Source organism: Methylobacterium sp. Leaf111 (assembly GCF_001423285.1).
GTDB lineage: Bacteria > Pseudomonadota > Alphaproteobacteria > Rhizobiales > Beijerinckiaceae > Methylobacterium.
On record NZ_LMNE01000010.1, the window covers coordinates 18294 to 29090 of the forward strand.

The window sequence follows — 10797 nt, forward strand, 5'->3', positions numbered from 1 at the left end:
AAAAGCACATTTTCTGCGAGGATTGAGGGCCACGGCTGGCCGCTGTCCTCGGACGCCTTCGAAGACCAGATTATGGCCCTTACGGATCAAGGCTTTCGCTGCATCGCCCATGACCGGCGCGGGCATGGCCGCTCGAGCCAGACGTGGTCGGGCCACGACATGGACACCTACGCGGCCGATCTCGCGGCCGTCGTCGGAGCCCTCGGCGCGACGAACGCGGTCCATGTCGGCCATTCGACCGGCGGTTGTGAAGCGTTGCGCTAAGTCGCACAGCATGCGCATGGCCGACCCGCCAAGCTCGTGCTGATCAGTGCCGTGCCGCCGATCATGGTGCAGTCGCCAGCCAATCTCGGCGGACTACCGATGACGGCGACAGTGCATGTGCCCCGTCCGTGGGCTGGATGACACCGAGAAGCCCCGAGCGCGGGCTGATGCGCGCTCGGGGAAAGCCGAACTAGTTTGGGATCAGCTCACGGGCGGGACCGCCCGTCTCTTGGCCGCGGGCCTGAGCGTAGCCCGGCAGGGCTGGGTTCCGGGCATTGCCGCTGTCGGTGTCCGGGCCGCCGAGCCAGTAGGCTGACCGCGCCTGCGGCAGGATCGAGCCCGTGATCGCCGGGCTCTCTGTGGGATGCGAAACAGTCCGAGCCTGGGAGGCGCCGGTAAAGGCGGCAAGAGTGCAGGCAGACGCGAAAGCGACGGAAGAAACAGTCTTGAGCATCGTCATGTCCAATCTCCAGTATTTCCTGCCTGATCGACCAACGCCAGGCAGGGATGCCGGATAGACGACGTCTTCGGCTGCTTATTCCACCTCGCATCCAAGAACTTTGACTCTCATATTCATAGCCACATCGCCGAGTATGGGTACGTAACGCGAGGCTGAAAAAGATCGCTGCGTGCGTGGAATAATCCCGGATTGGCAGCGTCCATGCCCCCGAAGCCAAGCTCAGAGCAGGCTCGCATCGTTTGGCCTGCACACGGAGGAGTCCCGCCCATGCCAGGAGACCGGACATGACGGACATGATGCGCCTCATCGAACCGCTGATCCCGGCCTTGCGCCGCTATGCACGAGCACTCCTGCGCAATCCCACCGATGCCGACGATCTCGTTCAGGACTGCCTTGAGCGCGCCGTCGGCCGCTGGCACCAGCGCCAAGTCGACGGCGACGCGCGGACCTGGCTTTTCGCCATCCTCCACAACCTTGCCGTGACGCAGATGCGCCAGCGCGCGCGGCGCGGCGCCCACATGCCGATCGAGGACACGGCGGAGGCCAACCTCGCGGTGGCGCCGACCCAGGAGAGCGGCCTGCGCCACCAGGACCTGATGAGCGCGCTCGATGCTCTCCCGGAGGAGCAGCGCAGCGTCCTCCTCCTCGTGACGGTGGAAGGGCTGTCCTACGCGGAAACCGCCGACATCCTCGCCATCCCGACGGGCACCGTGATGTCCCGCCTTTCCCGCGCCCGGGATCGGATAATCCAGCTCATGGATGGCACCGACGCCGCCGTTCCAGCCAAGCGCCCGCTCCTGCGGAGGGTGAAATGACCATGCGTCCCATCAGCGACGATGATCTCCAGGGCCTCGTAGACGAGCGGCTGGATGCCGCCCGAAGGCGCGAGGTTGAAGCCTATCTCGCCGAACATCCCGAAGCGCGAGCACGGGTCGACCGCCTCGTCGCCCTTGGCGAGGAGATGCGTGCCGCCTTCGCGCCCATCGCTGCGGAGCCGGTCCCTGCACAGCTGAACCTGACGCGGATCGTCAAGGCACGCCGTCGCCCGCAACGTCCAGTCTGGCAGGCGATGGCAGCCGGGCTGCTACTTCTCCTCGGCGGCGCCGGAGGCTGGGGCCTACGCGATGCGGTCTCGCCGGTGCCGACTGGGATCGAGGCGTTGGCCCAGGCGGCGAGCATGAACTACGCGGTCTATGCCCCAGACCACACCCGGCCCGTCGAGCTCGCCGCAGCCGATCGGGACGAACTCGCCGGCTGGTTCTCGGCCCGGCTCAAACGGCCGGTGGGCGTGCCGGACCTCAGTGGCTCTGGCTATCACCTCATGGGCGGACGCCTCGTCGCGACGCAGCAGGGGCCTGCCGGCCTGCTGATGTACGATGACGGGCACGGCGCGCGCTTCGTGATGCTGATGCGGCCCATGTCCGTGCCCGGCGACGCGCCGATGCAGCCGCACACCTCCGGGACGTCGAACGGCTATGCCTGGGCTCAGGACGGGCTCGGCTACAGCCTCGTGGGAGCGGCCGACCCGGCAATCCTTCACCCACTCGCCAATGAGTTCCGACGCGCCACCGCGAAGAGAATCTGAAGGCCCGCTATGTCTCTCCTGAACGACCTCACCGGTGCTAGTCTGGCTCTGAACTCGCGCGCCGTCCTCCTGCGCCTCGGTGCCATTGGGGCGATCGTTTCCGGCGCTGCCGGGGCCTTCGCCTATGTCGGCGGCTGGTTCTCGCCAGGCGCCCTGACCCAGGCGCGGATCGTCGACCGCTTCGAGCGGGTCAACGGCCCGCATACGGGGTTCCGACGTAACCACGCCAAGGGGCTCTGCCTCGCCGGACGCTTCGAGAGCACCGGGCTGGGCGCGCGCCTGTCGAAGGCGTCGCTGTTCGCCGCTGGCCAGGTGACGCCCGTCACGGGTCGCATCGCGCTTGCTGGCGGACAGCCCTACGCGGCGGATGCGTCTACGACGGTGCGCAGCCTCGCGCTGCGGTTCCACCTTCCCGACGGCGAGGAATGGCGGACCGGCAACAACGACATCCCGGTCTTCCCGGTGCGGACCCCGGAGGCATTCTATGCCCAGCTTCTCGCCGCCAAGCCCGATCCGGCCACGGGCAAACCCGATCCCGAGGCACTAAAGACGTTCTTCGTCGCCTATCCCGAGAGCACGACGGCGGCGGCCTTGATCAAGGCGCGCACGATCACCTCCGGGTTCGCCGACGACACCTTCCGGGGCTTGAACGCTTTCCGGTTCGTGGCCGGAGACGGCATTGAAACGCCCGTTCGCTGGGCGTTCGTGCCGGAGCAGGCCGCCACAGCCGAGAGTGCGGCCCAGACAGCACGTGCGGACAAGAATTTCCTATTCGACGACTTCGAGTCCGCGGTCCGTCGGGGGCCCGTGCGCTGGCACCTCGTCGCCACCCTTGGCGAAGCAGGCGATCCCACGGCGGACGCGACACGTCCCTGGCTGGCAGAGCGGACGAGCGTCGACCTCGGGACGGTGATCGTGACTGCGACAGAGGTGGAGGCCAACGGCAATTGCCGCGACGTGAACTTCGACCCCCTGGTCCTGCCGGCCGGCATCGTGGGATCGGACGATCCGCTGCTCAGCGCGCGCTCGGCGGCCTACGTGCAATCCTTCACGCGACGCGCCGGCGAGCCGAAGGCGCCGAGCGCCGTCCACGATGCCCCCGCTTCAGGAGCCGGATTGTGAGCAACACCACGCACTTCAACCGGCCGGCCCGGCTGCTGCACTGGACCATGGCGGGCATGATCCTGGCCATGCTGTTTATCGGCATGGCGATGGTGACCTCCGTGGCCCACTATTATGCCCTCGTCACCCTACACCGACCGCTGGGCCTCGGCATCCTGGTCCTCGCACTGCTGCGCCTTGCGAACCGCTGGCGCCATCCGCCGCCGGAGCTGCCTTCAGACCTCCCGGCCTGGCAGCGTCGGGCGGCACACGCCTCGCACATCCTGCTCTACGGCTTGATGCTTGGGCTGCCGCTGGTCGGCTGGGCAATGCTGTCGGCCGCCGGTTACCCGATCGGGCTCGGCGGCGCGGTGGTGCTTCCGCCGATCCTGCCGCTCGATCCGAGCCTCTATGCGTGGCTACGGTCGCTTCACACCCTCCTGGCCTATGCCTTATTTGGGGTCATCCTCGCCCATCTCGGCGCAGCTCTGATGCACGGGCTGATCCGCCGGGACGGGGTCTTTTCCAGCATGGCCTCGCACCCGATCCCATACCGGTCCCGCTGAAGCGATTGCCGCCGCGATCCACGTCGGGCCAAGGAGCACCTCAGGGGGGACGCGAGCCGTAGGCCCGGGTATCGAAAACCATCACAAGCAACCTATGACCCCTGCAACTTTCGCGTCGAACGTCCGCTTCTGAGAACCGGCCGTAGACCTTCGAACGGCGAGGTTGGGTCGAGACCCGTCCGTCCGTTCTACGACCGGGTCGGGTGGATTTGCGCCGGTCCGCTTACGAGCGGCAGATGGATTTAAGCAGACATAGCTACAGGGACCGCTCCCGACCTATCTCGGAAGCCCAGGAGTTTCGCTCGCAAGTATTCTAACCGCTTTTGCCAGGCTCTCATTTGCGTAATTCCGCCCACAGGTGACGGCTAAATATCAACACGATATACTTCAATTCTATGGTTACCAGATCCCACAGCTAGCGCCCTGTCCTCTTGTTTCAAAAATATCATGCTGAACCGGAGTGATCATAATTGTCCCTGCTGGACGAATGGCTATCAAGCTGTACGATAACTGGCTTATCTGAGCCCGCATAAATCTCCAGATAGCGAACGAAATTTATTCACTTCATATCTCGACAACTGACGGTCAAGTGTGCAGCATCTGCCTTGCTCGGCAGGGCTTCGGGCTGGCATGTTCAACAAACTGGAGGGCGGCTACTATGTACATGACTAGCTGGCAGCGTGATACGTACAATTCTCTATTTGATGTTGCCGAAGCCGATGATCGGCTAGTCGCATCCGGAAAAAGTACGCATCTCCATCGTCTGCTGTCGATCATCCGCGACCATGGTGCACATCATCATATGGGTATTAGGCTATTGCATCGACACAACTTAATTGAAGAAGGGGAAATCATGATTGCCGACACGCTCGACGACGACGAGGGGTTTGCGGTCGTTTCTCAAGCAATGTCCGGCGCAGATACCCGTAAGGACGTGGTCCCATCGAGTTGGCAGTTGGTTGGAAGTGATTTCGCTCCAAGTGAGTTTAGCCTAAAGCACCTCGTCCGCGAGGATAGTCTGGCTATCCATGAAAGCGATGCTTTGCTGCGCGATCTCGCAGCCGCTGTTCATGAAATGGGTGTTCAAAACCTACTCGGGCCTTGTCTCAACATGAATGATTGGGTGTATTCCCATTCTCCAACGAAAGATGCGATTTTGCTTGAAAAAACGAACCATGAGCATCGTGCAAATGTATCAAGGTTTGTAAGCGAGGAAGAATTCCGGTCCGTAAAGTCGCGAGAGACTACGTGGCAGGTATCCACCGCATCAGGTTCTGGTATTGACCACCCAGGCAATCTCATCGCGAAGTGCAAATGCGCGTGTTCTGTAGCTACTGGCGGTGGACATCTGGGAACCCATGTGTGGTTAGGACACTGACGCGTCTACTCGGGCGAGGCCAAACTTGGCCTCGCCACTTTGGAAAATGTCGTGACAATATCCTACAATCAGAACCGATATTTGGTAGCCAATTCACTTAGGGAAGCAAGAGCAATCCATGCTCTTAGTATTCTCGATATTGGTGCAGGATCACCCATGAGCGCAGTTCAAATCGCGTCGTCGGTGTCAAAATATCTGGCTATCGAGGTATGCCCGGACAAAGCACAGAGGCTTAGATCAAAAAGATTAAACGTGATTTGTGACGAGTTCCCTTGTCACATAGAATGTAAATACGATCTTGTTATTGCATCTCACTCTATGCCGAGCGATCCAATTGGGATTAAGGTATTCGTAGATGCAGCATGGCAATGCGTTGAACAAAGTGGCCGACTTGTTCTCGTGACGTTCTCTGACCCCATATCAAATCTTTTTGGCGAAGACCTCCGCCATAGCGCCAGCTACCAGGGCAGACGTCCTAAGATTGAAATTCTACGTTCGTTAGTCTCCGACCTCGGGGAATCACGTCATTATAGTGTGCACAGTTTTCTTTCTTCTGACTCTGAAAAAGAACTCGCAGACGAAATAATTAAGTGGGACTCAAGGCTATCGGATAATGTAATGCTAAATCGAGATGCAATTATTGTTGCCCTTCAGCGTAGATTCAAAGTGGAGAACCTTTTCCATTTTCCAATTCAGCACGACGTGTTTACTGCTGATCGGTACTAATCCTGATCTATAATTTTTGGCTTAATTCTGCTTCAGTCGATGTATTTATATTGACGAAATCGTACCTGAATCTTTGGAAATGGTGCGTCGGTGTGGAGCTAAACATCGGGTTCCGGCAGGCGGCCAGCATCTGCATTCCACCCCGAGCCGATGTTGCCAGACGGCTGATGAACGACCGCTTTGAAGAAGCGCCCAAAGCGGTCGTGGCGGCTGGGTTGGGTCGGATGCGGAGAGTCCGCTTCTGGGCGAAGAGCCGGGGTCTGCTCCCCACCCTGAGGCGAAGTTGCCGGACGGCTGACGAATGGCAGCTTGTAGGCGGCGCCCAAGGGGAACCCGAACGGCTGGGTTGGGTCGATAACGGCCATGTTCCAGCGGGGCCGTTCCATAGGGCGAGCCCTGTTGGAAAGCTCGCGCTCCTAGGAACGGTCCTCAGACGGCTGAGGTTGATTTCGTAGATGCGCTTGGCCGGTTAGCAGCGCCATCGAAGGAGCCGCAAGCGTGGATCAGACAACAGCTGATGGAACGGACGCTAGCGGCCAGAACCGCTATCCCTTCGCCAAGCACGTCTCGGCCGCGACCCATACCTTGAGGGAAACGCGCAAGGCGTGGCCGGGCCTGAGCCTCTATGAGCGCTTCGAGGAAGTGGTCGTGGTGGTGCTCACTGCGCTAATCGGGTTAGTCATCATCGCGGCCATGGTGAACCTTTGCTTTCGCATCGTTCTGCTCGTGATCTTCGGTCTGCTCGACCCAGCCGAGCACACGGTCTTCCAGGCCGTGTTCGGGATGATATTCACGGTACTCATCGCATTGGAGTTCAACCACTCGATCCTGAGCGTGCTGCACCGTCAGGAGAGCATCATCCAGCTGCGTACCGTCATCCTGATCGCGCTGCTGGCACTAGCGCGCAAGTTCATCATCCTGGACGCCAGCAAGACGGAGCCGCTCACCATTATGGGCTTGGCGGCGGCCGTTCTGGCACTTGGGGCTGTGCATTGGCTCGTGCGTGACCAAGATCGCAAGGACACGCAAACAGCTGCCGAGGGCTCAACGAAGATGCCAGATTGAGCAACCGGCTGCTCACTGGACGGTGTGCGGGAGCTCTTGATTGATCAAGCCAGGATGTTGACGGCCCGGGCCGCGACCAGGGCAACCGTCAGAAGCGAGATGAGCGCTTCCGCCATCATCAAGAGCTTCGCTTGGTGCGAGAGTGGCAGCGTATCGGTCGGCGAGAAGGCCGTCGCATTGGTGAATGATAAGAACAGGTAGTCGACAAATCCAGGCACGAACGAAGTTGGGTTACCACCCGTCGGGAGGGTCATCTGCGGAAACAGGAAATCGGATGCTGCGGCCTCGGGATGGCCTCGCATGACTGCTCCGCCTCGATCGATCGCCCAGAACCACAGCGCGAAGATGATTACGTTTGTACCCCAGATATTCACCGCGTCGATCAACAGGGTCGGACCGCTTTGGGCCTTTCCGGCGAGAAGGGCGCGCACGAGAGCCACGAGGGCCGCGGTCTTCATGGTCGTGATGAGGGCGGTGAGAACCATGGCAGCGCGGCGGATGAGGCGGTGGTGATGCACCACGAGGCTCCAGTGCTCCTGCGTTCGGGCATGGCGAGCGCGACCCTGGTTCCAAGCCGTTGCGGCCGAGAGCGGGATCAGCAGCACTATCTCCAGAGTAGGAGCCAGCCAGCGAGGTCCGAATGAGAGGTCATTGACGACGAGGAGCTGCAGTCCAGCGATCAGCGCAATGGCACCGCGGGCAAGCCAAAAATCGATACTCTTAGTCCGAACTCCATGAAACGTCGGCTGCATCGTTGAGGTCTGATCCCTTGCGTCGAGCTGGCCGAAGCCCTGCGCCATCAGCCGTCGGTTCCATAATGACCAGCCTACGAGCGCCCGCTTTCGATGTGTAGGGCGGTGACAAAACCATCCACTTGAGCGTCGGCGGGGTGCTGATGCGGCCGGGGTAAAAGCCGGCCAGTTTGAGAGGCTTCTCTTTCGGGAGGGGCCCAGGATGTTTGCCGTGGAAGTCTACGCGGCCGTTCGGCAGTTCGTATTCAATGCTGGCAACTCTCGTCGTGAGCCAGCTCGGCAACTTCACCAAGGCGGCCGAACGCTGCAGCGTGACGCAACCCGCGCTGACCCGGGCGATCCAGAAGCTGGAGGACGAACTCGGCGGCCTATTGTTCTCGCGCGAGCGCTGTCACGTGCACCTGACCGATCTTGGGCGCCTGCTTGAGCCGGAGTTTCGCGAGATGATCGAGCGCCGTGAGCGTGCCAAGCGGGCCGCCTCTCGCTTCCTGCGGCTGGAAGGGGCGCAGCTCACAGTCGGGGTTATGTGCACCATTGGGCCGATGCGCTTCGTCGGCTTCCTGAACCACTTCCGGGTGGCCCATCCGGGCATCGAGTTGACCTTGATCGAGGGTGTGCCGGCGCGCCTGTCCGAGATGCTGCTCGCGGGCGAGCTCGACGTCGCGATCATGGCCCAACCGGACGGGTTCTCAGACCCTCTGTGGGAACCGGAAGCGCTGCTGTATGCAGTCAGGACAGCGCTCGCCGACATCCACGCCGCGGCAGGTCAGGCGCGCGGGCGCGACAAAGTCCGTGACCGGATTGCGGCGCTTTCTGCGCGAGAGCGCGAGGTCCTGGAGGACTTACTCGCGGGCGGCACCAACAAGACCATCGCTCGAACGTTAGGGCTTAGTCCTCGGTCGGTGGAGATCCACCGCGCCAGGGTCATGGAAGCGCTCGGTGCCCGAACGCTGTCAGAGGCGGTTCTGATAGCGACCGAAGCCGGTGTGCGCCCCGCAGGTCAGGATGGCGACTAGTGGGCAAAACCTGACGCTTGGTACCCGGCCTCGAACTCCGCGAGCCGACACAGGTGGGACTGCAGCAATGCGCTCCACGCTGAATATCGGCTTTAGGGCAGCAACCTAATGCCGGCTTGCCACCCAGTCCGGTCTTTGACGCCGGCCGCGCGATTGTCAGACAGCGAACATCCCGAGTAGGGTGCCGCGCTTCCACGGCTGCGGCTGCGGGACTACATACCCCACGTGCCCATCCTCCTCGCGCTTGGCGCTGCCCTCCTGTTCGGTCTCGTGTTCGGCCCCCAGTGGTGGGTGCGCCGGGCGATGCAGCAACACGCCACCGAGCGGCCGGATTTGCCCGGGACTGGCGGCGAGCTCGCCCGCCATCTGCTCGATCTGGCGCGGCTAGAGCACGTCCTCGTCGAGGTCGCGCCAGCCGACCACTACGATCCGGTTGCGAACGTCGTGCGGCTATCGCCGGAGAGCCATGACGGCCGCTCGATCACAGCGGTCGCGGTCGCGGCGCACGAAGTCGCCCACGCGCTCCAGCACGCGGCGGGGGACCGGCTCCTTGCGGCGCGGGTGAGGTTCGCCCCAGTTGTGCAGGGCTTCGAGTTCGCCGCAGCCGTGGTGATGATGACCGCGCCCGTGGTGCTCGCCTTCGTCCATTCGCCTATCCTGCTCGCCCTGCAGGTGGGTATCGGCATCGCGCTCCTTGGCGTTCGCGTTCTGTTTCACTTTCTGACGCTGCCCGTTGAACTTGATGCGAGCTTTCGCCGGGCCCTGCCCATCCTGGAGACGGGTCGCTACCTCGACGCCAGCGACATGCCCGGTGCCCGCACCGTTCTGCGCGCCGCCGCTCTTACTTACGTGGCCTCGTCACTCGTTGCGCTCGTGAACATTGCCCGCTTTCGGCGGCTCCTGCCGTTTTGAAAACTCTCAGGCGAGCGTCGGATACTTCTGCCGCGCTTACTCGAAAGCGCACCATCTCTTTCCAGTCAGACCAAATTCGCTGTTTGGCGCCCTTATAGGACGGCGGGGGACTTGGTGCGGCGGCCTGCAGTAGGCCGCCGCGATGTTCGTTAGATGTCAGTCTGCTCGGACATGACCAGCGCGTCGTCTGCCTCGATGCCGAGGTAGCGCACCGTACTCTCCAGCTTGGTGTGGCCGAGCAGCAGCTGACAGGCACGCAGGTTGCCTGTCCGCCGGTAGATGAGTGCGACCTTCGTCCGACGCAGGCTGTGCGTGCCGTACCCCGCCGGGTCGAGGCCTATCAGCGCTACCCATTCGTCGACGAGCCGACCATACTTGCGCGTCGTCAGGTGCTCGCCCGGGCGGCTGCAACTCGGAAACAGCCAATCACTCGCACGAAGCCCCCGCAGCTTGAGCCAGGCAGTCAGCGTCTCACGGGTGGTCTCGGTCAACTCGAACGGGACGGGTCGGCCCGTCTTCTGCTGGACGATGGTGGTGCGCAGGCGGACGCCGTCGCCGAGGTGGACGTCTGACACGCGCAAGCGGACGAGATCGCAGCCACGCAGTTTGCTATCGATGGCGGTGTTGAACAGGGCGAGGTCGCGAGTGCGGCCCTCGTGCTGCAGTCGGGTGCGGATCGCCCAAATGTGCTTTGGCTTGAACGGCGGTTTGGGACCGATGAGCCGACCAAGGTTCCACGGTCGGCGGGTTGTGTCGGTGGTTGAAAGCATGATGGGACACCATTTTCGAGGAGCCATCAGCATCTCACCCCAACCGCAATCCGAACGCGCCACAGCTCAGCGCCATGAGCGGACATAAGGCGGCGCTCGACAAGCACTTCACGGCCAGGGTTTCAGCCTTGCCGAGCAACACAGGGCCGAAAGCCGCGGGCAGCTTAAGTCACCGGAGCATTTGCCGTACGAGGGCCCTAAG

At 62.1% G+C, this 10797-nt stretch carries 11 protein-coding genes and 1 pseudogene; 9 read left to right on the forward strand and 3 right to left on the reverse strand.

Annotated elements, in window-relative coordinates:
• Window positions 1-30: 30 nt before the first annotated feature.
• Window positions 31-366, forward strand: a pseudogene (locus ASF41_RS23625) (alpha/beta fold hydrolase); the annotation flags it as partial.
• An 88-nt stretch (window positions 367-454) separates the two neighbouring features.
• Here the strand turns inward: ASF41_RS23625 and ASF41_RS08630 are convergent.
• Window positions 455-724: a hypothetical protein gene (locus ASF41_RS08630; protein WP_082504196.1), complete on the reverse strand. Its 270-nt coding sequence runs from the start codon at window positions 722-724 to the stop codon at window positions 455-457.
• Window positions 725-1008: 284 nt separating this feature from the next.
• Here ASF41_RS08630 and ASF41_RS08635 point away from each other — a divergent pair, with 284 nt between their 5' ends.
• The 6 genes from ASF41_RS08635 (at window position 1009) to ASF41_RS08655 (ending at window position 7145) form a co-directional block, all read left to right on the forward strand.
• Complete coding sequence (locus tag ASF41_RS08635) at window positions 1009-1539, forward strand: sigma-70 family RNA polymerase sigma factor (protein WP_056492451.1); 531 nt, start codon at window positions 1009-1011, stop codon at window positions 1537-1539.
• On the forward strand, window positions 1536-2309 hold the full coding sequence (locus tag ASF41_RS08640) for an anti-sigma factor (protein ID WP_056348807.1): 774 nt from the start codon (window positions 1536-1538) through the stop codon (window positions 2307-2309). Before ASF41_RS08635 ends, ASF41_RS08640 begins: the two co-directional genes overlap by 4 nt.
• A 9-nt stretch (window positions 2310-2318) precedes the next feature.
• Entirely contained in the window at window positions 2319-3431 is a 1113-nt protein-coding gene (locus ASF41_RS08645) for a catalase family peroxidase (protein ID WP_056492454.1), read from the forward strand.
• Entirely contained in the window at window positions 3428-3976 is a 549-nt protein-coding gene (locus ASF41_RS08650) for a cytochrome b (protein WP_056492457.1), read from the forward strand. Before ASF41_RS08645 ends, ASF41_RS08650 begins: the two co-directional genes overlap by 4 nt.
• Before the next feature lie 664 nt (window positions 3977-4640).
• A complete protein-coding gene (locus ASF41_RS24705) occupies window positions 4641-5354 on the forward strand; it encodes a hypothetical protein (RefSeq protein ID WP_156653245.1) in 714 nt (237 codons plus the stop codon).
• A gap of 1224 nt (window positions 5355-6578) precedes the next feature.
• Window positions 6579-7145, forward strand: coding sequence for a phosphate-starvation-inducible PsiE family protein (locus tag ASF41_RS08655; RefSeq protein ID WP_056492460.1), 567 nt, complete (start codon window positions 6579-6581; stop codon window positions 7143-7145).
• Between the two features lie 44 nt (window positions 7146-7189).
• On the opposite strand, the gene ASF41_RS08660 is transcribed toward ASF41_RS08655, so the two are convergent.
• Window positions 7190-7897 carry a hypothetical protein gene (locus ASF41_RS08660; protein WP_056492517.1) on the reverse strand — a complete coding sequence of 236 codons (708 nt, stop codon included), beginning with the start codon at window positions 7895-7897 and terminating at the stop codon, window positions 7190-7192.
• Between the two features lie 266 nt (window positions 7898-8163).
• On the opposite strand from ASF41_RS08660, the gene ASF41_RS08665 reads away from it, so the two are divergent.
• The gene (locus tag ASF41_RS08665) at window positions 8164-8913 is read left to right on the forward strand and encodes a LuxR C-terminal-related transcriptional regulator (RefSeq protein ID WP_244479599.1); all 750 of its coding nucleotides are present in this window, start codon (window positions 8164-8166) and stop codon (window positions 8911-8913) included.
• Between the two features lie 225 nt (window positions 8914-9138).
• Window positions 9139-9825 carry a zinc metallopeptidase gene (locus ASF41_RS08670; protein ID WP_056492465.1) on the forward strand — a complete coding sequence of 229 codons (687 nt, stop codon included), beginning with the start codon at window positions 9139-9141 and terminating at the stop codon, window positions 9823-9825.
• 149 nt (window positions 9826-9974) lie between these two features.
• On the opposite strand, the gene ASF41_RS08675 is transcribed toward ASF41_RS08670, so the two are convergent.
• Window positions 9975-10595 (reverse strand): tyrosine-type recombinase/integrase, encoded by a 621-nt coding sequence (locus ASF41_RS08675; protein ID WP_056492468.1) that lies wholly within the window; start codon window positions 10593-10595, stop codon window positions 9975-9977.
• Window positions 10596-10797 lie beyond the last annotated feature (202 nt).

Excerpts from the sequence above, each read along its gene's own strand:
- ASF41_RS08630 (WP_082504196.1), bottom strand. The coding sequence starts at position 724 with ATGACGATGCTCAAGACTGTTTCTTCCGTCGCTTTCGCGTCTGCCTGC.
- ASF41_RS08635 (WP_056492451.1), top strand. The coding sequence starts at position 1,009 with ATGACGGACATGATGCGCCTCATCGAACCGCTGATCCCGGCCTTGCGC.
- ASF41_RS08640 (WP_056348807.1), top strand. The coding sequence starts at position 1,536 with ATGACCATGCGTCCCATCAGCGACGATGATCTCCAGGGCCTCGTAGAC.
- ASF41_RS08645 (WP_056492454.1), top strand. The coding sequence starts at position 2,319 with ATGTCTCTCCTGAACGACCTCACCGGTGCTAGTCTGGCTCTGAACTCG.
- ASF41_RS24705 (WP_156653245.1), top strand. The coding sequence starts at position 4,641 with ATGACTAGCTGGCAGCGTGATACGTACAATTCTCTATTTGATGTTGCC.
- ASF41_RS08660 (WP_056492517.1), bottom strand. The coding sequence starts at position 7,897 with ATGCAGCCGACGTTTCATGGAGTTCGGACTAAGAGTATCGATTTTTGG.
- ASF41_RS08675 (WP_056492468.1), bottom strand. The coding sequence starts at position 10,595 with ATGCTTTCAACCACCGACACAACCCGCCGACCGTGGAACCTTGGTCGG.